The organism is Pacificitalea manganoxidans (genome assembly GCF_002504165.1).
GTDB classification, from domain to species: Bacteria; Pseudomonadota; Alphaproteobacteria; order Rhodobacterales; family Rhodobacteraceae; genus Pacificitalea; species Pacificitalea manganoxidans.
In genome coordinates, this window is record NZ_CP021404.1 from 799,418 (window position 1) to 821,209 (window position 21,792).

The 21,792-nt window shown below is 67.0% G+C and carries 20 protein-coding genes and 1 tRNA gene; 11 read left to right on the top strand and 10 right to left on the bottom strand.

Going from position 1 to position 21,792, the window contains the following annotated elements:
- Window positions 1–62: 62 nt before the first annotated feature.
- The 3 genes from CBW24_RS03690 to CBW24_RS03700 all read right to left on the bottom strand — a co-directional run bounded on the left by CBW24_RS03690 (window position 63) and on the right by CBW24_RS03700 (window position 3,385).
- On the bottom strand, window positions 63–1,358 hold the full coding sequence (locus tag CBW24_RS03690) for a toxic anion resistance protein (RefSeq protein ID WP_097374113.1): 1,296 nt from the start codon (window positions 1,356–1,358) through the stop codon (window positions 63–65).
- A gap of 53 nt (window positions 1,359–1,411) precedes the next feature.
- Window positions 1,412–2,335: a 5-bromo-4-chloroindolyl phosphate hydrolysis family protein gene (locus CBW24_RS03695; RefSeq protein WP_309764451.1), complete on the bottom strand. Its 924-nt coding sequence runs from the start codon at window positions 2,333–2,335 to the stop codon at window positions 1,412–1,414.
- 231 nt (window positions 2,336–2,566) lie between these two features.
- Complete coding sequence (locus tag CBW24_RS03700) at window positions 2,567–3,385, bottom strand: TerC family protein (RefSeq protein ID WP_088663369.1); 819 nt, start codon at window positions 3,383–3,385, stop codon at window positions 2,567–2,569.
- Window positions 3,386–3,787: 402 nt separating this feature from the next.
- On the opposite strand from CBW24_RS03700, the gene CBW24_RS03705 reads away from it, so the two are divergent.
- On the top strand, window positions 3,788–4,348 hold the full coding sequence (locus CBW24_RS03705) for a GNAT family N-acetyltransferase (RefSeq protein ID WP_198405226.1): 561 nt from the start codon (window positions 3,788–3,790) through the stop codon (window positions 4,346–4,348).
- 121 nt (window positions 4,349–4,469) lie between these two features.
- The gene (locus CBW24_RS03710; protein WP_097372719.1) at window positions 4,470–5,477 is read left to right on the top strand and encodes a nicotinate-nucleotide--dimethylbenzimidazole phosphoribosyltransferase; all 1,008 of its coding nucleotides are present in this window, start codon (window positions 4,470–4,472) and stop codon (window positions 5,475–5,477) included.
- A gap of 22 nt (window positions 5,478–5,499) precedes the next feature.
- Here the strand turns inward: CBW24_RS03710 and CBW24_RS03715 are convergent, their stop codons facing one another.
- Together CBW24_RS03715 and rlmB are read right to left on the bottom strand one after the other, a co-directional pair.
- Window positions 5,500–5,922, bottom strand: coding sequence for a CoA-binding protein (locus CBW24_RS03715; RefSeq protein WP_088663367.1), 423 nt, complete (start codon window positions 5,920–5,922; stop codon window positions 5,500–5,502).
- Window positions 5,923–6,144: 222 nt separating this feature from the next.
- Window positions 6,145–6,996 carry a 23S rRNA (guanosine(2251)-2'-O)-methyltransferase RlmB gene (gene rlmB, locus CBW24_RS03720; protein WP_097372720.1) on the bottom strand — a complete coding sequence of 284 codons (852 nt, stop codon included), beginning with the start codon at window positions 6,994–6,996 and terminating at the stop codon, window positions 6,145–6,147.
- Window positions 6,997–7,183: 187 nt separating this feature from the next.
- On the opposite strand from rlmB, the gene CBW24_RS03725 reads away from it, so the two are divergent.
- Window positions 7,184–7,267: transfer RNA gene (locus CBW24_RS03725), tRNA-Tyr, on the top strand.
- A gap of 85 nt (window positions 7,268–7,352) precedes the next feature.
- On the opposite strand, the gene CBW24_RS03730 is transcribed toward CBW24_RS03725, so the two are convergent.
- Both CBW24_RS03730 and CBW24_RS03735 read right to left on the bottom strand, forming a co-directional pair.
- Entirely contained in the window at window positions 7,353–7,820 is a 468-nt protein-coding gene (locus tag CBW24_RS03730; protein ID WP_097372721.1) for a DUF4123 domain-containing protein, read from the bottom strand.
- Window positions 7,821–7,825: 5 nt separating this feature from the next.
- Window positions 7,826–8,503, bottom strand: a complete 678-nt coding sequence (locus CBW24_RS03735) for a PAAR domain-containing contractile injection system baseplate protein (protein ID WP_097372722.1) — start codon at window positions 8,501–8,503, stop codon at window positions 7,826–7,828.
- 486 nt (window positions 8,504–8,989) lie between these two features.
- Here CBW24_RS03735 and CBW24_RS03740 point away from each other — a divergent pair, with 486 nt between their 5' ends.
- Window positions 8,990–9,997, top strand: a complete 1,008-nt coding sequence (locus CBW24_RS03740) for a GT-B fold glycosyltransferase domain-containing protein (RefSeq protein WP_097372723.1) — start codon at window positions 8,990–8,992, stop codon at window positions 9,995–9,997.
- A 72-nt stretch (window positions 9,998–10,069) separates the two neighbouring features.
- Window positions 10,070–10,609, top strand: a complete 540-nt coding sequence (locus CBW24_RS03745; protein WP_088663362.1) for a DUF421 domain-containing protein — start codon at window positions 10,070–10,072, stop codon at window positions 10,607–10,609.
- Window positions 10,610–10,719: 110 nt separating this feature from the next.
- Here CBW24_RS03745 and CBW24_RS03750 read toward each other — a convergent pair whose 3' ends face one another.
- A complete protein-coding gene (locus CBW24_RS03750; protein WP_097372724.1) occupies window positions 10,720–11,487 on the bottom strand; it encodes an SIMPL domain-containing protein in 768 nt (255 codons plus the stop codon).
- A 159-nt stretch (window positions 11,488–11,646) separates the two neighbouring features.
- Between CBW24_RS03750 and CBW24_RS03755 the strand changes: the two genes are divergently transcribed.
- The gene (locus tag CBW24_RS03755; protein WP_097372725.1) at window positions 11,647–15,324 is read left to right on the top strand and encodes a hypothetical protein; all 3,678 of its coding nucleotides are present in this window, start codon (window positions 11,647–11,649) and stop codon (window positions 15,322–15,324) included.
- 251 nt (window positions 15,325–15,575) lie between these two features.
- Window positions 15,576–17,564: a monovalent cation:proton antiporter-2 (CPA2) family protein gene (locus tag CBW24_RS03760; protein ID WP_097372726.1), complete on the top strand. Its 1,989-nt coding sequence runs from the start codon at window positions 15,576–15,578 to the stop codon at window positions 17,562–17,564.
- A 63-nt stretch (window positions 17,565–17,627) separates the two neighbouring features.
- On the opposite strand, the gene CBW24_RS03765 is transcribed toward CBW24_RS03760, so the two are convergent.
- Window positions 17,628–17,966, bottom strand: coding sequence for a phosphoribosyl-ATP diphosphatase (locus tag CBW24_RS03765; protein ID WP_088663358.1), 339 nt, complete (start codon window positions 17,964–17,966; stop codon window positions 17,628–17,630).
- On the bottom strand, window positions 17,963–18,724 hold the full coding sequence (hisF, locus tag CBW24_RS03770) for an imidazole glycerol phosphate synthase subunit HisF (RefSeq protein WP_088663357.1): 762 nt from the start codon (window positions 18,722–18,724) through the stop codon (window positions 17,963–17,965). The genes CBW24_RS03765 and hisF overlap by 4 nt, the downstream gene beginning before the upstream one ends.
- 114 nt (window positions 18,725–18,838) lie before the next feature.
- Here hisF and CBW24_RS03775 point away from each other — a divergent pair, with 114 nt between their 5' ends.
- From CBW24_RS03775 to CBW24_RS03790, 4 genes are all read left to right on the top strand, one after another.
- Window positions 18,839–19,297, top strand: coding sequence for a DUF302 domain-containing protein (locus tag CBW24_RS03775; protein WP_088663356.1), 459 nt, complete (start codon window positions 18,839–18,841; stop codon window positions 19,295–19,297).
- Between the two features lie 191 nt (window positions 19,298–19,488).
- A complete protein-coding gene (locus CBW24_RS03780) occupies window positions 19,489–20,214 on the top strand; it encodes an ABC transporter ATP-binding protein (protein ID WP_157773040.1) in 726 nt (241 codons plus the stop codon).
- Window positions 20,207–20,926, top strand: coding sequence for an ABC transporter ATP-binding protein (locus CBW24_RS03785; RefSeq protein WP_157773042.1), 720 nt, complete (start codon window positions 20,207–20,209; stop codon window positions 20,924–20,926). The genes CBW24_RS03780 and CBW24_RS03785 overlap by 8 nt, the downstream gene beginning before the upstream one ends.
- Entirely contained in the window at window positions 20,923–21,792 is an 870-nt protein-coding gene (locus CBW24_RS03790; protein WP_088663353.1) for a branched-chain amino acid ABC transporter permease, read from the top strand. Before CBW24_RS03785 ends, CBW24_RS03790 begins: the two co-directional genes overlap by 4 nt.

Sequence of the window (21,792 nt, forward strand, 5' to 3'; positions counted from 1 at the left end):
GGATGCGGTGTCTTGGGAAGGGCGTCGACCGGATCGAAAGGCGCGCGTCACGAAGCCTCCTCTCAACGCTGCGCGGGGGGCACGGCTGCCCCCGCATTGCCGCCCCGCGCATCCGCCCGAGCCCGGGCCGAGGCCAGCGTGTCGCGCAGTTCCGCTTCCATCTTCTGCAATTCGCCCTCGGCCTCGCTGCGGCGGCGCTTGCCTTCATCGGCAATTTGCAGGCTTTCCTCGATCGTGGCGATCAGGTCAGCATTGGCGGCGCGCACGGCTTCGATGTCGAATACGCCACGCTCCATCTGCTCGCGCACGGTCTTGTTGGCAGTGCGCAGGTTCTTTGCATTGGCGGTCAGCAATTCATTGGTCAGATCGGTGGCTTCGCGGACCGCGCCGGCGGCCTCCGCGCTGCGCTGGATGGTCACCGCCTGCGCCAGCTGGGTTTCCCACAGGGGCACCGTGTTGACCAAGGTCGAATTGATCTTGGTCACGAGGCTCTTGTCGTTTTCCTGCACCAGCCGGATCGAAGGCAGGGATTGCATCGTCACCTGACGCGTCAGTTTCAGGTCATGCACCCGGCGTTCCAGATCGTCCCGCGCGGCGCGCATGTCGCGCAGTTCCTGCGCGCGGATCACCTGATCGTCCTCGGGCGCGGCATCGACCTGCGCCTCCTTGGCGGGGATCACCTGCGTGTCGAATTCCGCCAGCTTTGCCTCGCCCGCAGCGATGTAGAGCGCCAGTTCGTCGTAGAATTCCAGCGTCCGGTCATAGAGCAAATCGAGCGATTTGATGTCCTTGAGCAGCTGATGTTCGTGCTGCAACAGGTTCGTGGTGATGCGGTCGATCTGATCCTGCACCTCCTCGTATTTGGCGACGAATTTGGAATAGGGCGCGACCCGGCCCAGCAGCTTCTCAAAGAAGTTGCGCTTGCGCCGCACATCCAGTTCGCTGACCGAAAAGCCGCGGATCGTGCCGACGATGTCGCGCAGGCCATCGCCTGCGGGGCCGACATCCTTGTTTTTCACATCCGCCAGCATCGATTGGCTGATCTTTTGCAGCTCGGCCTGCGCGCCGGAGCCGAAGGAGACGATGGAATTGGTGTCGCCCATGTCGATCTCGGCCATCCGCTTGCGGATTTCCTCGGACAAGGGCGCGTCGGCCTGATCGAGCGGGGTGATCGCGTCGGCGGGGGCGGGGTCGGCCAGAACCACGGCGCTGAGTTGCTCCACCTCGTGGGTGGCGCTGTCCCGCCCGGGGGCGGCGGCGGTCGCGAGCCCCTGCGCCACCGGAGCCTGCGCGGCGGCGGTGGTCTGCGGTGCGCCCTGAGGGGCCGTGCCGTTTGCGTCCTGCTTGAACTCGTTCATCGCCATCCCACTCCTGTCGGGCCGTTTGCCGACCCAGTTTTGTCAGACGGGCGCTACCGCGCCTCGATCCCGTCGCGCCGCAGCCGGTCGCGCAGCACGTCAATCTCTACATCCAGATCGATGCGGTCATCGGCCAGCATCTTCCGGGTTCGCGCCGCAAAGTTCTGCTCCAGATCGTCAAGCAGCGCTTCGAATTCGGCGCGGGTCTTCGTATCACGGTCGCGGGGGTGCAGTCCGGCGTATTTCACCGCCGCGTCCCGCGCGCCCATCATGTAGACCGTCAGATATTTCCGCGCTGCGGTCAAATCCCTCGGGTCTTCTTCCACGGTGCGGAACATGGTGCGGGCGGTGGTGCCGAATTTTTCGACGCGCGCCTGCATGCGCCGGTCGCCGGTGCGCATAATGGCGGCCTGCATGTCGGTCAGCATCTTCTCGGCCTCGCCCACCGCGCGCATCGCACGGCCATGCTGGCGGGTGTCCACATCATCCATGCCCTTGGCGGTCATCGGATCGAGCCCAAAGGACAGGATATGCAGCGCCGTCCCGATAAGGCCCAGCAGCACCGGTCCCAGCAGGCTGGCATCCGGGCCCATGGCAGCCGTGGCGATGCCCATGCCGATCATCACGGCGCCGATCACCTTGCGGGGCAGGGAAGGGCGGCGCGCGACCTTGCGGGCGTCATAGGCTTCGTGCGCGCGCACGCCTTCGCGGGTCAGCCATGCGCCGAACCACAGCACGCCAAGCGCCACCAGATCGGTGGCAAGCCCGACGGGGCCGGACGTGAATGCGGTAAACACCAACGGCAGCGGTGCCGCAAAAAGCAGGTTCACCCGCCCGCCCACGCGCGACCGGCGCCGACCCTCGAACGGGTTGACGGCAGGGGTAGTGGTGTTGCGGGTCTGGGCGCTGCCGCTCAATGGCGCGTCGTCCTCGCCGCCCTGTGGGCTGTATTTTCCGCCGTATCTCTGTGCCATCATGCGCCCCGTTTCATCCAGCCCCGGTCAGCGCAGCATAGACGATCAGGATCAGCAGCAGCGCGTAGGAAAGTTTCGACAGTCCGGTTCCGGGCATGGGCAGGCGCACCTTGCGCTAGAGTGTGGGCGTTCAGGATCCTTGCAGTGTCTATACCCGAGCGGGCTTTCGCCTGCCAGCGGGGCGGGCGGGAAAATGCCGATCCCGCTGCCACCGCCGTCCGATGAACCGGGGGCTCAGCTATGGCGTTCGGACCGGGCTTCGGCCTCCAGCTTGCGCTTGTAGCCGGTCTGGACGAATTCCACGATGAACAGGACCGCCACCGAGAAATAGAACGTCGTCTTCGACATCGGCAGCAACTCGTAGCCGAACAGCCGGATCTGAAGGCTTTCGTCATGCATCGCATGGGCCGCCGCAGGGCCCGCTTCGCCCAGTAGGACAACCCCGACGATCAGCAGGATGAACAGGCCCAGAACCTCATACATGCGGTTTTTCTTGAGGAAGTTCGTCACCCCGTCGGCCAGCACCAGCATCGCCAGACCCGACAGGATGATCGCGGTCGCCAGCACCCAGAACACATCGGTGATGGCCAATGCCGACAGCACCGAATCGAAGCTGAAGATCAGGTTCATCATCACGATCAACAGCACCACCTGCGTCGCGGACTTACCCGATTTGGCGTTCACGTCGGCGTCGATATGTTCGATCCGCAGCATGTGGCTGATTTCCTTGACCGCCGTATACATGATGAACACGCCGCCAAAGACGAACACCACGGTGGCAAAGTTCACGCCGCCTTCCAGCACGCCTTCCCAGTCAAAGACAAAGAACGGGTCGGTCAGCAGATCCAGCAGCTTGATCATCGCGAACAGCAAGATGACGCGCAGCGCCACGGCAAGGATGATCCCCCAGAACCGCACCGATTTCTGCTGTGCGACGGGGGCGCGCTGACTTTCAATTGAAATATAGAGCAGGTTGTCGAAGCCGAGCACCGCCTGCAAGAACAGCAGAACCAGCAGATTGCCGAGGTTTTCGACGGTAATGAAATCGGCCATGGGGCGTCTGTCCTTGCGTGCGGGGCATCAGATGAATCGCTGGCAGACTAGCCGCAGGGGCGCGCCACAGGCAACCGCGCAATTCAGGCGAAACCTGGAAATTCCGTGCTAAAATGGGGGGTTGAGGAGGCGGGGCCCATAAAAAGACAGGCGGTGCTGGGCAGAGCACCGCCTGTCGGGGATGTTGGGCATTGGGCCGCCCGAAGCCAGGGACAGGACAGGTCCGGCAAGGGGATGCACCGGTCTGTCGGGTATGTAATGCCGGTGGCCGACCTGCGGTTCCCGGCGAATGCGAAGTTTTTCAAAACTTTTTGCATCGCCCGAACTCTCGGGTCAGAACCGCCGCTGACGGGCGGCACGGGAACGCCCCCAGCCGCAGCCCCGACCGGAGTGCCAAGACCAATGATGCCCGCCGCCTATACCCTGCGCGCCGCCGCCCCCCGCGACGCCGATGCGCTGGCCGCGATCTATAACGACGCCGTGCTGAACGGCACCGCGATCTGGAATGAAACCACGACCGATGCGGAGGGCCGCCGCGCTTGGATGGAGGCGCGCCATGCGCGCGGCTTTCCCATTCTGGTGGCCGTCGATGCGGCGGATCGGGTGGCGGGCTATGCCTCTTACGGCGATTGGCGCCCGTTCGAGGGGTTCCGCCACACGGTCGAGCATTCGGTCTATGTCGCCGCCGAGGCGCGCGGTGCCGGGCTGGGGCGCGTGCTGCTAACGGCGCTGATCGAGGAGGCCCGCACCGCCGGGCGGCATGTCATGGTGGCCGCAATCGAGGCCGGCAACGTGGCCTCTATCCGCTTGCATGAAAAGCTGGGATTCGTGGAGCGCGGGCGCATGCCGCAGGTCGGGGCGAAATTCGGTCGCTGGCTCGATCTGGTGTTTCTGCAACTGGTGCTGGATGCCGCCGATACGCCGCCTGATGCACGTGAAACACCGGCCTCTCTGCACGGATGAGCCGGGAAGATAGGAGGCGCGATAAGCGGGCGGGGCTTCCCAATCGCCCCTGCGCCCCTATCATCAGCCTGACGCGACGGTCCCCGCCGCACGCCCGCAGACGAAAGGATCACTCCCTCCCATGACCGCCCCGTTCCAGACGCTCGACGCGTTCCGCAGCCTGATCGCCGAGTTGCCCGGCCCCGATGCCGACGCGCTGGAGGCCGCTCGCGCCCGCAACGCCCGGCTGGTGAAGCCGGTGGGCGCGTTGGGCCGGATGGAGGATCTGGCGATCTGGTATGCAGGCTGGCGCGGCAGCGAAGTGCCGGTCGTTGATCAGCCGCAAATCGTGATCTTTGCCGCGACGCATGGTGTGGCGGAACGCGGGATTTCCGCGCATCGCGCCGCTGCCACCCGCGAGATGGTCGAGAATTTCGCGCTGGGCGGGGCGGCGATCAACCAGTTGGCCCAATCCGTGCGCGCGATGTTGCAGATGGTGGAGCTGGAGCTTGACCATCCCAGTCAGGATATTTCCGCAGGCCCCGCGTTGAGCGAGGAAGATCTGCTGGCCGCGCTGCGCCGGGGCTGGGATGCGGTGAACCCCCATGCCGATCTGCTGGTGCCGGGTGACATGGCGGTGGGCAACACGACCTGCGCGGCCGCGATGGCCGCCGCGCTCTACGGTGGCGATCCGGCGCGCTGGGTGGGCAAGGACGGCGCGATGGACGATGCCGCGCTCGCCCGTAAGGTCGAGTTGGTGGAAACGGCCCTTCGGCAGCAGCCAGACGCCACCTCCGCCGATCCGCTGAAGGTCTTGCAGGGCTTGGGCGGTCGCGACATCGCCGCCATGACGGGCGCCATCGTCGCCGCCCGCGCGCAAGGCACGCCGGTGATCCTCGACAGCTATGCCTGCTGCGCGGCGGCGGCGGTGCTGGCGGCACTCGACCCCGCCGCCATCGATCATGTCGTGGCGGGCCAGCAGGGCGCGGAGCCGGGGCAGGGGTTGTTGCTCGAAAACCTTGGGCTGGAGCCGCTTCTGTCGCTGGGGCTTAACATGGGCGAAGGCTGCGGCGGCGCGCTGGCCATCGGCGTCATCCGCAGTGCGGTCGCCTGTCATGCGGGCATGATCGAGCGCGAAGAGGTGATCTGAGCGCCCGGCACCGGGCGGGGCATTATAGCCCCAGCCGCGGGATTTCGATCGCCGGGCAGCGGTCCATGACCACCTTCACCCCTGCGGCGCGGGCCCGGTCTGCGGCTGCGTCATCGACAACGCCCAATTGCATCCAGACGGCCTTCAGCCCGTCGAGATATTGCAGAGCGTCATCCACGACCTCGCCCGCCTTTTCGGACCGGCGGAAGATGTCGACCATGTCCACGCGGCCTTCGATATCCGACAAATGCGCGACAACCGTTTCGCCCAGAACCTTCTTGCCCGCATGGCCGGGATTGACCGGGACGACCCGGTAGCCGTGGGTCGCCAGAAACCGCGCGACCGAATTCGACGCCCGGCCGGGATTGGGCGACCAGCCGACGACGGCGATGGTCTTTACGCTGCGCAGCAGCTCGATCAGGTCGGTATCTGTGTTTCGGCTCATAGGGGATATTTGGAGCGGGCCCGGCGCAGAACCAGAGAGCCGCCAAAAAAAAGCGCCCGGTACAGGGACCGGGCGCAGAGTTACGGAACGAGGGACAGTGAAGTGAGGCACGAACGTTCCGTGTTCGCGCCTCCTGATGCAGATTTAGCCGCTTTCGGATTTTCTCCAAGCCCCCTCACCAATGTGTGATTATTTTCTTGCCTGTGACATTGGCGCCACAAATTACTCCGCGTCATCCTGTGGCAGATCCGCCGTGGCGGGGGCTGGGGCCGCGCCGGCGTCCACCGCATCAGGGTCGCCTGCCGCGCGCGTGGCATATAGCGCGACAGCCGCCGCATTCGACACGTTGAGCGATCCAAATCCTGCTGCGAACTCGATTCGCACCAGCCGGTCACAGGTTTCTTTTGTGCGCTCGCGCAGGCCCGGCCCCTCGGCCCCCAGCACCAGCCCCAAGGGCAGATCGGCGACCGGCGCGGCGACCTGACCCAGCGGCGTGTCGGCTTCGCCGTCCAGCCCGTAGAAGGTGTAGCCAAGCTTTTTCAGCCGCTCCATCGTGTCGGCAAGGTTCTTCACCCGCAGATAGGGCTGGCGTTCCAGCGCGCCCGATGCGGTCTTGGCCAGCGCGCCGGTTTCGGGGGCCGAATGGCGATGCGGGGCAATCACGGCGCGGGCGCCGAACACCTCGGCCGAACGCAGGATCGCGCCCACGTTATGCGGGTCGGTCACCCGGTCCAGCAGCACCAGACGCGGCGCGCCCATGCCCGGCTCGCACAGGTCTTCCAACGGACCCCAGTCGAGCGGTTTGACCTCCAGCGCCGCGCCCTGATGGACCGAGCCGGGATCGAGCGGCGCGGGGAATTTGCGCGGATCGGCGATCTCAGGCTCCATCCCCGATGCCGCGACCGCCTCGGCCAGCTTGTCGGCGGCGTTGCGGGTCAGCACCAGTCGCAGCCGTTCCCGGCGCGGGTTCATCAGCGCGTCGCGCACCGCGTGCAGCCCGAACAGCCAGACGGTTTCGGCGGCGGCGGCGCGGCGGGCGCGCTCCTTGTCGATGACCCAGGTCGGTTTCTTCATGATTCTGGCCCCTGCTTTCGGCGGTTCGGCGGATGGTCTTGCGTCGTGGGTCGCCTGTCCGGGCTTGGTGATGCCCGCTCACGCGACGTCGTGGTGATGCTTCGCCCGCCTTGGGCAAATCGGGCGGAAAGCGCAAGGAATTTCCTGTTGACCCTCTCAGGCGGCTTGGCTATTCACCCCCAGCGTCGGGCGACGTGCTGCAAGGTGCGGCAGCGGACTGTAACTCCGCCGGGGAGACCCACGCCTGGTTCGATTCCAGGGTCGCCCACCACCACCCCTCCAGGGTTAGGTGGTGATCCCGACGCAAAACCCCATTATAAGCGTTAAGACACGGCAGTTCCGCCCTCGCCTCTGCGTCATCCTTCGGTCGTGATGCGGGCCGTGGCCCCGTTGCGGCTGATCCGCAGGGTCGCGCCGCTGCGCGGATGCGGGGCCCAGTAATCGGTGATTGGATCGAACCACGGGTCCAGCTCCGCCCCTTGGGAGGCTGAGATAAACGGCAGCCAGACGCGCGGATCGTAAAACCGAAACAGCCCGACCTGCCCTGACGGCAGCATGGCCTGCATGTTCCGCCTCAACGCGCGCCGCGTGGCTGCACGCTCCGCCGTCGAATGGCAGGTGATTCCCCATGCCCGTGGCCAACCGTAGCTTTGCAGCGCGTCGCGAAACGGGCTCTCCGGGCGCAATTCTACGATATAGGGCGCGGCACGGGCCAATTCCGGGTCAAGCGTTCCGGCAAACAGGCTTTCGGCGCCGGGTTCGCGGATCAACAGGTTGTAGATCGCATCATCGCGGGCGGCGTCGATCAGGGCGAAATGCGGCATGGGGCTCAGCGGGCCGGGCCGGATGCGGGACCAGTGCCGCCGGGTGCGCCGCCATCCAGCGCGCTGTCCTCTGCGGCGGCGCGGTCGCGGGTTTCGGCCTCCGCTGCGGCGCGGGCGCAAGCCTCGCAAAAGGGCATGCCGCTGGCGGCGGCGTCGCGCAACGCCTGCGCTTGGTGAGCCGGGGCGGGCAGGGCTGGTTGCGATGACAGCGCGCGTCCATCGGTGGCAGCCCCTTGGCCGCGTGGTCCTTCGGGCAGCCCCTGTGCCGCGCTGCCGGATCGGTGGCTGTCCACGGCTTGCCCCTGCGGGACACCGCCGGGCGCGGCCCCCGCGCCGCCGCCTGCCATGCTGCCCGCTCCGCCGCCGCCACCCCCGCCGCCAGCACCGCCCACGCCGATCAGAACGGTTGGCGCGCCGGCGACGATCATCCCGCCATGGGCCGTGGCGTCGCCCACACGCGCGGCCGGGACGTTACAGACCAGCACCGTCGGGCACCCGGCGACGATCACGTCAGGCGGCCCGACGCAGGTGCATTGATCGCCGATCCGCGCTTGGGGAAGGTTGACGGTCAGGACCGTCGGCGCACCCATGATGATCGGGCCGCCGACATGGGGCACGGGTGGGGTGCCCGGTGTGATCATCGGGCAGACATGCATGTCACCAATACGCGCGGCGAGGACCATGATGGTTTCCTTGCGCTGGTCGGGCGAAATATGCCCGCATTATCCTGTGCCGGACCGCCAAGGGGCGGGCCTGAAATCGTCCGCCCGCAGCCGCGTCACAGGACAGCAGCGGCGGGCGGATTTCGCCGTGATAAATCGGAGCGGACGCCGGAGGGAAAAAAACGGCACCCGCCCCGTCTTTCTTGCCACAGGATGCGGGCAAGAGCCGTTTGGGTCAATGGGGGGCAGACCGACGGCACCCGCAGAATTGACGTCCAAACATGTATATTCCGTGTATCGCGCCGTGATCGGGTCGCGCAACGCGCAAAACGCGGGTCAGGCCCCGTTCCGCTGCGACAGACAGGGCGGGCGCTGGCCCATACCATGGCGGCACGTCCGGGGGAACGCCCGCATGCCGCTGCGACAAAAATCGCGGCACCGGGTTCCGTTTCGGGGCAAAGCGGGGCAAGGCTGGGGGATCGTGTTGCCCCAGCCTGTGTGAACCCCATGAGCGCCAAAGCCTCGTCCGGTCCGACCCGGACCTTCAACATCCTGATCGTGGCCCAATCCGGGCGGCTGCAATACGAGGCCGTGCTGTTTGCGGCCTCCCTGCGGCACAGCGATCCGGGCTTTGCGGGGCGGCTGATCGTGGCGGTGCCGGAGCCGGGCCCGCTTTGGTCCTTCGATCCCGGTCTCAGCAGCCATGTGACCGCCTTGCTTCAGGAACTGGGCGCGGAGGTGCAGGGCTTCACCTCCGAGATCTTTGGCGAAAGCTATCCTTACGGAAACAAGATCGAAGCGCTAAAGCTGCTGCCCGCGGGCGAGCCTTTCGTGTTCTTCGACACCGACACGCTCGTCACGGGCCCGCTGAGCGAGGTGGCGTTCGACTTTGACCGCCCTTCTGCCTCCATGCGGCGGGAGGGCACTTGGCCGGAGATCGAGCTTTACGGGCCGGGCTATGGCGAGATCTGGAAATCCCTCTATGACCGGTTCGAGCTCGACTACGACAGCAGTCTCGATCGGGGCCAGCCTGATGAGTATTGGGAGCGGTATCTCTATTTCAACGCGGGCTGGTTCTACGCCCGCGATCCGGCGGAATTCCACGCGCTCTTTGCCCGCTACGCCCGGGAGATCCGCGACGATCCGCCCGAAGCACTGGTGTGTCAGTCGTTTGACCCTTGGCTGGATCAGATCGCGCTGCCCTTGGTCATCCATGCCTTGGGCGGCGGACGTCCGGGGCCGGAGCTGGCCGGGCTGGATGGCGACGTGACCTGCCATTGGCGGGTGCTGCCGCTGCTTTTCGCGCGCGAAAGCGACCGTGTGGTCGACGTGCTCAAAGAGGTCTCCGCCCCCAACCGCATCAAAAAGGTGCTGAAGGAATACGAGCCGTTCAAGCGGATGATCTTCCAAAACAAGGGCGACAAGGCCCGCGCCCTTTTCGACCGCAGCGACCTGCCCCCGCGCGAGCAGATGATCCGCAACCAGCTCAAGAAAAACAACCTCTGGCTTCGATAATCCGTTCGGCGCCTCATGTAGCCGGAACAGGCCCGTGCCGCCCCGCGTTGCCTTGGTAACAGGAGGGTGATGATGGATCTGTCGGAGATGCTGTTTCAGGGCTGGGCGGATATTCTGCGCACCCTCATCGTGGGCGCGTTGGCCTATACCGCGCTGGTGGTGTCCTTGCGAATTTCGGGCAAGCGCACCTTGGCCAAGCTCAACGCTTTCGATCTGGTGGTGACCGTTGCGCTGGGCTCGATCCTTGCCACCATCCTTCTGTCGGAAAGCGTGGCGCTCGCCGAAGGCATCACCGCCTTCCTCACCCTGATCGGTCTGCAATTCGTCGTGGCCTTCGCCTCGGTCCGGTCGCGCCGGATCGCCGGGCTGGTCCGCTCCGAACCCCGTCTGCTGATGCGGGAGGGGGCGTTTCTGCCTGCGGCCATGCGCGATGAGCGGGTCACGCAGGCGGAACTGGAAACCATCATCCGTGGCTCCGGCACCCCCGATCCCGAGGATGTCGCTGCCGTCATATTGGAAAGCGACGGATCGTTCAGCGTGATTGGCAAGGCCAGCGAAGGCCGCGCCAGCTATGCCGAGGCTGGGCTGGACACCGGGACGCAGGCGGGCTGATCGGCGCGCGGGGCGGCCTCCGCGATACCCCGACGCGGCGCGCCGCGCCCAGTCCTAAACACCGCGACGGGACCGGCACGGCGACCGCCAAGCCGCCGCGCCGGTGTGGATCACTCCGTCGAGCCGATCTCGAACGTGATGCCCACATCCACGCGCACTTCGATCTCGCCGGGGGCGACGGGGACGCCGCCGCTATCGGCCATGCGCATTTCCTGACGCGCATACATCGGGCGGCCTGCGCTTTCCTCGGTGATCTCCACGATCCGGCCCAGCGAAACGCCTGCGGCTTGGGCCAGTGTCTCGGCCTTGGCGCGGGCCTCGGTCACCGCCGCCATGCGGGCATCCTCCTCGGCGGGGGCGGGATCGGCCAGATCGAAGCTCAGTTGCTGAAACCGGTTCGCGCCGTCGCCGCGCACCACCGTGTCGAGAAGCGGCCCCAGCCGCTCCAGATCACGCACCGTCACGGTCACGAGATTGGTCGCGATGAAACCCACGACCTCGGGCGGCTGGGTGTCGTCCCGTGTCGTCATCCGCCGCTCCGGCGACAGGCTCAGGCCCGAGGTCTGGACGTCACGCGCGGCGATGCCCTCGGCGGTCAGCCGCTCCAAGATCGCAGCGCCCACCTCATTGGCGGCATCGAGCGCGGCATCGGCGGTTTCCGCCCGTTCCTCCACGCCCATAACGATGGTCGCCATGTCGGGCGCGCGCTTGACCACGCCAGCCCCCCGCACGACGACTCGGCCCGGTGTTTGCGGGCCCGCGACGGGCGGGGTGGCCTGCGCCTGTGCCGCCCCGGACGGAAGCACGGCGGCGGCTCCGGTGCCAAGCCCGGCCATCACCACGGCAAGTGCAAGTTTCGTCGGCAAATTCCTGATCATTGCGATCTCCTCTCATATGGCGCGGAGCCTAGCGCGGATGGCGCAGAAAACACCCGCCTGCAGGGGGTTATGGCTTTCATTGGCGGTTTACCGCTATAAAGAGAATGTTACCGTCAGAAGGCTAACGGTCTCCCGCACTCGTGATGTAAAGTTTCTCGCATGAAACCCCGCTTCGCTCTCGATCTTCGCAACGATGAAATCGCGCTGCTGCATCGCAGCCGGGCTGGCTGGCTGCCGGTCGGCTCCGTGCGGTTCGACGCCCCCGATCTGGAGGCGCGTCTGCATCAATTGCGTGACACCGCCACCGAGCTGGAGCCCGCCGGGCCAACGGTAAAGCTGGTGCTGCCCAACGCGCAGGTGCTTTACACCGAAACCGCCGCCGCTGGCGGGGCCGGTGCGGACAGCGACGAGGCCCGCGTGCGTCAGGCGTTGCAGGGCGCGACCCCCTACCGGGTCGAGGATCTGGCCTATGACTGGCAGGCCGATGGGGCAGCCCCCCAGATCCTGCGCATTGCCGTGGTCGCGCGGGTCACGCTGGACGAGGCCGAAAGCTTCGCTGCCGCGCATGGGTTCGTGCCGCTGAGTTGCGTCGCCGTGCCGGAGCCGGGCACCTATCCCGGAGAGCCGTTCTTTGGCCCGTCGAACGGCGCGGCCGCGGTATTGGACGAGGGCGCAACGGTCGAGCGGGACGATGATGTGCTGACCCTCGCCGCTGTCGGCCTGTCCGCGTCGGACGCCCTCGCTGCCGACGACATCGCGACCGACTCGGAGCCAGACGTCACCGTGGTGCCCGCCGAAAACACCCCTGAGCCGGAGCTTCAGCCCGGCGTGGCGGAAGCGCCCGCACCATATCTTGACCGGTTCGAGGACAGCCCCGAGACGGTTTCGACCGCCGCGCCCGAAAGCGACCAGCCCGACAGCACCGTGCCGGATCAGCCTGAGGAAAGCCAAGTGCCGGACGGCATCGCGCCGGAAGACACCTCTGCGCTCGAAACGCCGACGCCTGGCGCCAGCCCATTCGATACCACCGCATCTGACAGCGTGGCAGGGGCCGATGAGGCGCGGGATCTCTGGGCCGAGCTTGACGCCGAAGCGGCGGAGGCCGAGGCGACCGAAATGTTCGCTGACGAACCCGCCGCCATCGTCACCGAAGACACCGCTGCGCCGGTCGCACCCGTCGCCGCCGCGCACTCGGACGCCCCGCCCGCCGAAGAGTCCCCGGTCAAAGAGACGCGCGCCGACACCACCCCGGCTGTGGACACGCCCGCCGAAGAAACACCCGCCGAAGACCCCTCCGCCGAAAGCGTGCCTGCCGAAGACGCACGCGCCGAGGACGTGCCCGCCGAGGCATCCCTCGCGGATCTGGACGATCCCGCGCCGATCACCTCCGCGCCGCTTGGCGAGGATGAGACCGCTGTAGCCGCGACCCCAACACCCGATGCGACAAAGGTCACGCCAAGCCAGCCGGTCGATCCTGTGGTGTCGGATAAATCCGTGCCTAGCGAACCTGCGGTGACGTTCCATTCGCTGCGCGCCACACGGGAAAGCCCCGCCCGCGCCGACAGCGATACCGCCCCGCGCCACGCGCCCGCGCGCCCCGCCCCCGATCTTGCCGCGCCCGACCTTACCGCGCCTGCGGCAAAGGGCCAAAGCGCCAAGCCTGCCTCACCGGATGGTAATAAGGCCTCCCCCGAAGCAATGGCCCGTGCCGATCGCGCCGCGCTTGCCGCCGCCGCCGGGTTCGCCGCCGGGGCAGGGCGCAAGGCACCGACCGGGCGTCTGGCGTCGCTCCGCCGTCGCTTTGGCAAGGGCGACACGCCTAAGCCCCGCCCTGCGCAACCGCCGCTCGATGACAGCGCAGGGCCCGTGATCGGCACGCCCGCACGGGCCAAACGCCCCGCAGCCGCTGGCCCCGTGCCGACGCCGGATCCCGCGGCCTTTGCCCCCGTTTCGGGCGCGCGCACTGCGGGCAGCCTTGCCAAGCCCGGCGGCGCCGCATCCGCGCCCGCTGCCACCACTTCCACCACCGCCGCTGCGAAGCCTGCGGCGACCGCGCCCACCGCATCGAAACCTACCGCATCGAAACCCGCTGCATCCAAACCCGACACGTCAAAACCCGGCGGGGCTAAGCCGCAGTCCTCCGGCAATGGCGCCTCGGTCTTTGGGGCCCGCCCTGACACACCCCGCCGGTCCGGGCGCGGGCTGCTGGTCGCGCTGGCGGCCTGTCTGGTCGCAGCGTTGCTGCTGATCGCGCTCTGGGCCGGGGTTCTGGGAGAGGACGAGCGTATCGCCGCCGTGCCGCCGCAGGCCTCCCTGCCGACCGATGCCATGCCGGAGCCGGAACTTGCCGATGAGGCTGAGGGCGATCCGTTGCCCGAAGGGCTCGATCCATCCACGGTCGCGACGACCGCCCCCACCGGCGCACAGTCGGATGCGGAACTGACGGCGCTGGCCCCGCAAGATGACACCGTGCCTCCCAGCACCGCCGCCGATGGCGCGCCGCTGGGCGATGGCGGCACCAGCCGCGTCTCCGACAGTCTGACCGCCGATGATCTGGGCGTCGCCGCCGACAGTCAGCCGGAGCGTCAGGCTCTGCGCGATCCCGGCCCGCGCAGCGATGCGGACCTGCCCGACATCGACGATCCGGATCTGGTCGGCGCGCCGACCGCCGCCGAACTTGCCGCGCGTGATGTGCCCGATCTGGCCGAAGCGCAGCGCGCCTATGCCGATACCGGCATCTGGCAGCGCCCGCCCGAACGCGCGGCGGAGCCGGACGATGCGCCCGTAGACAACGCCTATCTCGCCGCGATTGACCCCAGTGTCGGCGCGCATGATGCGGTCGCGCTGCCGCCGGTGCTGACCGATACGCCGATGGCCGCCCCCGCCGATCCCGCCGCGCCGGATCAAAGCTTTGCGCTGGGGGATGATGGCCGGGTCACGCCCTCGGCCCAAGGCACCCTGTCGCCCGAAGGTGTGCTCGTCTATTCCGGCCCGCCCGCCGTGACCCCGCCCGCGCGCCCCGGCGCGACCGGCGCGGAGGCTGATCTGCCCGCCACATCGTCCGAGGACACGCTGGCCGAAGGTCTGGTCGCCGGGAACCCGGACCTGCCTGACCGCCGCCCCGTGGCGCGACCCGGTGATCTGGAAGACACGGCGGAGCGCACGCAGCTTAACGGCTATACCCGCGATCAGTTGGCCGGGCTGCAACCCCGCGCGCGGCCCCGCTCATTGCAGGAGGCCGTGGCCGCCGCGACCGAGGCCGAGCCTGACGACAGCGCCGATCCCTCCGATCCTGTGGCCACCGCGCCCGAGGCCGAGATGTCCGACAGCGCGCTGGCCGTTGCGGCCTCCCGCCTGCCGCGCGACCGGCCCAGCAACATCGCTCAGATCGTCGCCCGCACCGTGGCGGCGCGCCCCTCGCAGGATGCCGTCGCCGCTGCGGTGGCAAGCGCGCGCCAGCAGGCCGCCGTTGCCCCCGCCGCGCCCGTCGCAGCGCCTGCGCCTGCCGCCCGCCGCGCGGAGCCGGAAGAAGAGGACGAGCCCGAACCCGTCGCCGCCCGCAATCAGACGGTGCAGCCGAATATCCCGACCCGCGCGTCGGTCGCCGCCAGCGCCACAGTCAAAAACGGCATCCGTCTGGGCGAAGTCACCTTGATCGGCGTGTTTGGCACGGCCAGCAATCGCCGGGCGCTGGTGCGCCTGCCATCGGGGCGCTACGTCAAGGTGGGCATCGGCGACCGGGTCGATGGCGGGCAGGTCGCGGCCATCGGCAAATCCGAACTGCGCTATGTCAAAAACGGTCGCAATCACGTTCTGGCCATGCCCAGCGAGGGCTGATGCCGCGCGCAGGTGTATTTCCCGCAGATCGATGCATTTGCGCGCGCGGGTCCACGGGCTGAGACTGGCGTGCGGGCCGGTCCGGGCTATAGTGACAGGGATCGTCCCCGAAGCTGGCCGATCCGGCGCGGTCGCGTGGGCTTGGCGGCTTCGATCCTTTGCCTAAGCTGGATTGCCCCGCCTGATGTCGCCACTCTCTCTGCCTTCTTCGCCGCCGCGTGTCACCTTAGTCCACGGCTCGGGGGATTGAGATGGAAGGCTTCTTTTATTCGGCCACCATTTACCTGACCGCCGCTGTCGTCGCGGTGCCGCTGGCCTCGCGGTTGGGGCTGGGGTCTGTGCTGGGCTACCTGTTGGCGGGGATCGCCATTGGCCCCGTGCTCGATATCGTCGGTTCCGAAACCGAAGACATCCAGCACTTCGCGGAATTCGGCGTGGTCATGATGCTGTTCCTCATCGGGCTGGAATTGGAACCCCGCGCGCTGTGGGAGATGCGGCATAAGCTGCTGGGCCTCGGCGGGGCGCAGGTGCTGTTGACGGTGGGCGCGGTCTATGTCGCCGCCGCGTTCCTGTTCGATCTGTCGTGGAACGTGGCGCTGGCAACCGGTCTGGTGCTGGCGCTGTCCTCGACCGCCATCGTGCTGCAAACCCTGAATGAAAAGGGGCTGATGCGCACGCAGGGCGGGCGCTCATCCTTTTCGGTGCTGCTGACGCAGGACGTCGCCGTGATCCCGATGCTGGTGATGATCCCGCTGCTGCCGCAGGTCGCCGCCACGGCCTCGGACAGCGGCGATGGCCACGGGGCGGGGGAGGCAGCCGCCGTCGCGCCCGGCAGTGCCGATCAGACGGTGCAGGCCGCGCGCTCCCTCGTGGAAAGCCTGCCGGGCTGGGGCGTGGCGCTGGTCACGCTGGCCGCTGTGGGCGCCATCGTGTTCACCGGGCGCTACCTGACCGCGCCGCTGTTCCGTTTCATCCACATGTCGCGGCTGCGCGAGATGTATACCGCCACCGCCCTGCTGATCGTGGTGTCGATTGCGCTGTTGATGTCCATGGTCGGCATCTCGCCCGCGCTTGGCGCGTTCCTTGCGGGGGTGCTGCTCGCGACCTCCGAGTTCCGCCATGAGCTGGAAGCGAATATCGAGCCGTTCAAGGGCCTGCTGCTGGGGCTGTTCTTTATCACCGTGGGCGCGGGCGTCGATTTCGAGGTGCTGCTGCGCGATCCTGCGATCATCATCGGGGCGACGCTGGGCATGATGGCGGTGAAAGGCGCGCTGCTCTACGCGCTGGGGACCGCCGGGCGGATGCGCGGGCGCGACCGCTGGCTGTTCACGCTGGGGCTGGCGCAGGCGGGGGAGTTCGGCTTTGTGCTCATATCCTTCTCCCTGCAACAAAGCGTCCTGCCGGAGCCGCTGGCAGAGCAATTGCTGCTTATCATCGCGCTGTCGATGCTGCTGACGCCGCTGTTTTTCATCGGCTACGAATGGCTGTCGCGGCGCGCGACCGATGATGGCGACGCCCTGCCTGAGCCGGACGAAATCGACGAACGCGGCCCGGTCATCATCGCGGGGATCGGGCGGTTCGGGCAGGTGGTCAACCGCATGGTGCAGATGGGCGGGGTGCAGACCACGGTGCTGGACCATGACCTTGCCACCATCCAATTGATGCGCAAATTCGGGTTCAAGGGCTTCTTTGGCGATCCCACGCGCCCCGAACTGCTCCATGCCGCCGGTCTGCTTGAGGCGCGGGTGCTGGTCGTGGCGCTGGATGATACCAAGGCGGCGGTCGAGCTTGTCCGCTACGCCCGTGCCGAACGCCCCGATCTGCACATCGTTGCCCGCGCCCGCGACCGGCTGCATGTCTATGAACTCTACCGGGCCGGGGCCAACGACATCATCCGCGAGATGTTCGACAGCTCCCTGCGGGCCGCGCGCTACGTTCTGGAAAACATGGACTACTCGGATTTCGAGGCCAAGGAATTGGAACGCGCGTTCTACAAACACGACCGCACCGCGTTGCAGGAACTGGCAAAGCTGTGGGATCCGCAGGTGCCCGTCAGCCAGAACGAGGCCTACATCGCCCGCGCCCGCGAATTGGACAAGGATCTGGAAACCGCGTTGGTCAGCAATCAAGCCGAACAGGCAGAGGCCGAAAACAGCGCGCCCAGCGGGCCGTCGCTTGCCACCGGTTCCTTCGTGCCCGGCGGCAGCCTGACCAGCGGCGCGCGCGATCCAAAGGACTAAGCCGCGCGCGCGTAGGGCATCGGGATTGCGAATGTCGGGCCGTAGCCGCGTGATCCCGCAGGATCAGCCCTTGGGTCGCGCGGCCTTCTCGGCGATGCCGGAGGTGCCCTCGCGGCGGGTCAGTTCGGCCTCGATCTCGGCCAATCCCACATCGCGCGCGGCGCACATGACGAGAAGGTGATACAGCACATCGGCGGCCTCGGAGGCCAACCGCGCGCGGTCGCCCTTCACCGCCTCGATGATCGCCTCGACCGATTCCTCGCCGAATTTTTCGGCGCATTTCTCAGGGCCCTTGGCGAGCAGCTTCGCGGTCCAGCTGCTGTCCGGCGCGGCGTCTTTGCGGGCCTCGATGGTGGCGGCCAGCCGCGCGATGGCGGCGCCGTTGTCCCCTGCGGCGCTCATGTCAGCCGCACCGGAATGCCGGCCTGCGCCATATGCGCCTTGGCCTCGCCAATCGTGTAATCCCCGAAATGGAAGATCGACGCCGCCAGCACCGCGCTGGCCTTGCCCTCGGTCACGCCTTCGACCAGATGGTCTAGGTTGCCGACCCCGCCCGATGCGATCACCGGCACCGGGACGGCCTCGGAAATCGCGCGGGTCAGCGGGATGTTGAAGCCCGAGCGCGTGCCGTCCTTGTCCATCGAAGTCAGCAGGATCTCGCCCGCGCCCTTCGCGGTGACGGTGCGGGCAAACTCGATGGCATCAATGCCCGTCGGTTTGCGCCCGCCATGGGTAAAAATCTCCCACCGGCCCGGCGCAACGGTCTTGGCGTCGATGGCCACGACGATGCACTGGCTGCCGAAGCGGTCGGCGGCGCGCGCGACCACATCGGGGTCGGCCACGGCGGCGGAGTTGAAGCTGACCTTATCCGCGCCCGCCAGCAGCAGGTTGCGCACATCGTCCACCGTGCGCACGCCGCCGCCAATGGTCAGCGGCATAAAACACTGTTCGGCGGTGCGGGTCGCCAGATCATACATCGTGCCGCGATTTTCATGCGTCGCGTGAATGTCGAGGAAACACAGCTCGTCGGCCCCGGCGGCATCATAGGCGCGCGCCGATTCCACCGGATCGCCGGCATCGATCAGATCGACGAAGTTCACGCCCTTCACCACACGGCCATCGGCCACGTCGAGACAGGGGATGATACGGGTTTTAAGCATAGGCGGCTCCTCGCGCGGTCGCGGCTCTTTTACGGGGAAACCCTTGTCATTGCCAATGCGCGGACGAGGTTTTCATCCAAGGGAAGGCTGACCCGACACCAAGAGGAGTTGACCATGACACGATTCACACGCCCGCTTGCCGCCGCGATTGCCCTGCTGGGCCTGACCGCTGGCGCCGCGAGTGCCGATATCGAGCGGCTGAAGGCCGAAGGCAGTGTCGCCGAAACCATCGACCGGCTGGAACAGGCGGTGGAAGGGGCCGGGGCGACGATCTTTGCCCGTGTCGATCATGCGGGCGGCGCGGCCTCGGTCGATATGGAGCTGGCCGACGCGGAACTGCTGATTTTCGGCAACCCGCAGCTGGGCACCCCGGCGATGCAGGCCGATCCGCTGGCGGGGCTTGCGCTGCCGCTGCGCGTGTTGGCCTACGCCGATGCCGAGGGCCAGACATGGATCGCCTATGAGGAGCCGGAGGAGATGTTTGACGATCTCGACATCGACGACGACGCGCCCTTCGTCGAGAAAATGGAAGACGCGCTGGAGAAACTGACCAAGGCCGCGTCGGGGATGTAAAACCACCCCCGCCCACCCTTGCCCCGGTCCCCGGATCGGGGTGAGGTGGTTCGCGGGCTGGCGCGATTCCGGGCAGGTCGCACCGTAATTGCTCGGAAAAATGCCCATTCCTTATATTTATTATAATAAATTGTTGCCGTAACGGAATCCGGTTCATAGGCTCAATCCGAATGCAATTTCGGAGGACCTTGATGGAGCCTTTGCTGCAGGTGGATCAGCTCACCGTCACCTTTGGCGGGATCGTCGCGTTGCGCGATGTCGACCTGCGCGTGATGTCGGGCCGGACCACCGCCATCCTCGGCCCCAACGGGGCAGGCAAGACCACCTTGTTCAACGCGGTCGCGGGCGTGGTGACGCCCAGTTCGGGCCGCATCCTGCTGGGCGACGCGGATATCAGCGCCGAACGTCCCAGCATCCGCAGCAAACGTGGCATCGCCCGCACCTTTCAGATCACGCAGCCGTTTTCCGGCCTGACGGTCATCGAAAATGTCATGGTCGCGATCGTGTCGCGCGGCGTGGGCATGGCCGAGGCCCGTGACGAAGCGGCGGACTATGTGGACTTTGTCGGTCTCGGCGCCAAGCTCGACGCTCCCGCCCGCACGCTCAGCACCGGTCAGCGCAAGCGTCTGGAACTGGCTCGCGCGCTGGCGACCCGGCCCCGGCTACTGCTGCTGGATGAGGTCACCGGTGGTGTCGACCGGCCCAGCATCCCTGAAATCCTCGACCTGATCCGCCGCCTGCGCGAAGAGCGCGGCATCACGGTGCTGGTGGTCGAACATAATATGGAAGTGCTGTTCGGGCTCGCCGATGACGCGATCTTCCTCAACCGTGGCGAGGTCGTCGTGCGCGGCTCGATGCAGGAGGTCGCGGAGCATGACGCCGTGCGCCGGATCTATCTGGGAGACGGCGATGCTTGAGCTCAACAACATCGATGTCCATTACGGCGCGACGCAGGTTCTGTGGGATGTTTCCATGCGCGTCGGCGCGGGGGAAATCGTGTCGGTCATGGGGCCCAACGGCTCGGGCAAAAGCACGGTGCTGAAGGCCGCGATGGGTCTGAAAAAGGCGACGCGCGGCGCGGTGATCCTCGACGGCGAAGACCTGCAAGGCAAATCCGCCACCCTGCGCCCCAAACGCGGCATGAGCATCGTGCTGGAACGCCGCCGCCTGTTTCCACGCATGAGTGTGCGCGAGAACATCCAGCTGGGCGCGTTCACCCGCACCCATGCGGAGGCCGCGCGCACGATGGACTGGGTGCTCGACATCCTTCCCGATCTGCAAGCGCATCTGAACGCCACCGCCGGCAAATTGTCAGGCGGGCAGCAGCAGATGGTCGCCATCGCGCGCGGCCTGATGGCCGATCCGCGCGTCCTGCTGATGGACGAGCCGTTCCTCGGCCTGTCGCCGATCATGGTCCGCACCGTGTCGGACATCATGCGCACCATCAACGAAAAGGGGGTCGCCATCCTCTTCAACGAACAGAATGCCAAACTGTCCTTCGCGCTCAGCCATCGCGGCTACCTGCTGGAAAGCGGCCGCGTCGTGCTCAGCGGCTCGGGCGAGGAGATGCTCGACCATCCGGAGGTCAAGCGCGTCTATCTGGGCCAGAAGACGGAGGGCGCGGCATGAGCTGGCTGATCGAAACCATTCTCAACGGGCTGATTACCGGATCGATTTATGCGCTGGTCGGTTCCGGCATCGCGCTGGTCTATGGCACAACGCGGGTGCTGAACTTCGCCCATGGCGAGTTGATCATGATCGCCGGCTATCTGGTGTTGTTCTTTACCGTGACGCTGGGCTGGAATGTGTGGCTGGCCTCGTTCCTGACGCTGGTCATGGTGGCGGGCGCGGGCGCGTTGCTGCAGCGGGCCACCATCGCGCCGTTGCTGGCGCGGGATGATTGGGCGTTCCGGGTCATCGCCGCCACCATCGGGCTGTCGATCTTTCTGCAAAGTGGGGCGCAGCTGGTCTGGGGCGAACAGTTCCGCACATTGCCCTATTTCTTCAACGGCGTGGCGGTGATCGGCGATGTGCGGATGCCGTGGCAGCGTATCGCGATCCTCGTGATCGCGTTGCTCATCATGGCGGCGTCGGCGCTGGTGCTTTACCGCACGCCTCTGGGCCGGATGGTGCGCGCCACCGCGCAGGATGCCGAAGCGGCGCTTGCCGTGGGGATCCCATCGGGGCTGGTGCATACGGCGGTCTTCGCGATTTCGGCGGTGCTGGCGGGGGCCGGGGCGATCCTGCTGTCGCCGCTGGTCACCGTGAACCCGTGGATGGGCGTGGCCTATCTGCTGAAAGGCTTCGCAGTGGTGATCCTTGGCGGGCTTGGTTCCTTTGGCGGGGCGGTCGCGGCGGGGTTCCTGCTGGGCCTGATCGAAAGCTTCGGCGTCGCCTTCGCGCCCACGGAATGGCGCGACGTGATCTCCTTCACCTTCCTCATCGCCGTGATCTGGGTCCGCCCCAACGGCCTCTTTGCCGGACGGGAGGCCTGA

Bases quoted from the DNA above. Each gene is read 5' to 3' on its own strand.
- CBW24_RS03690 (WP_097374113.1), bottom strand. From the start codon at position 1,358: ATGAACGAGTTCAAGCAGGACGCAAACGGCACGGCCCCTCAGGGCGCA.
- CBW24_RS03695 (WP_309764451.1), bottom strand. From the start codon at position 2,335: ATGATGGCACAGAGATACGGCGGAAAATACAGCCCACAGGGCGGCGAG.
- CBW24_RS03700 (WP_088663369.1), bottom strand. From the start codon at position 3,385: ATGGCCGATTTCATTACCGTCGAAAACCTCGGCAATCTGCTGGTTCTG.
- CBW24_RS03705 (WP_198405226.1), top strand. From the start codon at position 3,788: ATGATGCCCGCCGCCTATACCCTGCGCGCCGCCGCCCCCCGCGACGCC.
- CBW24_RS03710 (WP_097372719.1), top strand. From the start codon at position 4,470: ATGACCGCCCCGTTCCAGACGCTCGACGCGTTCCGCAGCCTGATCGCC.
- CBW24_RS03715 (WP_088663367.1), bottom strand. From the start codon at position 5,922: ATGAGCCGAAACACAGATACCGACCTGATCGAGCTGCTGCGCAGCGTA.
- rlmB (WP_097372720.1), bottom strand. From the start codon at position 6,996: ATGAAGAAACCGACCTGGGTCATCGACAAGGAGCGCGCCCGCCGCGCC.
- CBW24_RS03730 (WP_097372721.1), bottom strand. From the start codon at position 7,820: ATGCCGCATTTCGCCCTGATCGACGCCGCCCGCGATGATGCGATCTAC.
- CBW24_RS03735 (WP_097372722.1), bottom strand. From the start codon at position 8,503: ATGGTCCTCGCCGCGCGTATTGGTGACATGCATGTCTGCCCGATGATC.
- CBW24_RS03740 (WP_097372723.1), top strand. From the start codon at position 8,990: ATGAGCGCCAAAGCCTCGTCCGGTCCGACCCGGACCTTCAACATCCTG.
- CBW24_RS03745 (WP_088663362.1), top strand. From the start codon at position 10,070: ATGGATCTGTCGGAGATGCTGTTTCAGGGCTGGGCGGATATTCTGCGC.
- CBW24_RS03750 (WP_097372724.1), bottom strand. From the start codon at position 11,487: ATGATCAGGAATTTGCCGACGAAACTTGCACTTGCCGTGGTGATGGCC.
- CBW24_RS03755 (WP_097372725.1), top strand. From the start codon at position 11,647: ATGAAACCCCGCTTCGCTCTCGATCTTCGCAACGATGAAATCGCGCTG.
- CBW24_RS03760 (WP_097372726.1), top strand. From the start codon at position 15,576: ATGGAAGGCTTCTTTTATTCGGCCACCATTTACCTGACCGCCGCTGTC.
- CBW24_RS03765 (WP_088663358.1), bottom strand. From the start codon at position 17,966: ATGAGCGCCGCAGGGGACAACGGCGCCGCCATCGCGCGGCTGGCCGCC.
- hisF (WP_088663357.1), bottom strand. From the start codon at position 18,724: ATGCTTAAAACCCGTATCATCCCCTGTCTCGACGTGGCCGATGGCCGT.
- CBW24_RS03775 (WP_088663356.1), top strand. From the start codon at position 18,839: ATGACACGATTCACACGCCCGCTTGCCGCCGCGATTGCCCTGCTGGGC.
- CBW24_RS03780 (WP_157773040.1), top strand. From the start codon at position 19,489: ATGGAGCCTTTGCTGCAGGTGGATCAGCTCACCGTCACCTTTGGCGGG.
- CBW24_RS03785 (WP_157773042.1), top strand. From the start codon at position 20,207: ATGCTTGAGCTCAACAACATCGATGTCCATTACGGCGCGACGCAGGTT.
- CBW24_RS03790 (WP_088663353.1), top strand. From the start codon at position 20,923: ATGAGCTGGCTGATCGAAACCATTCTCAACGGGCTGATTACCGGATCG.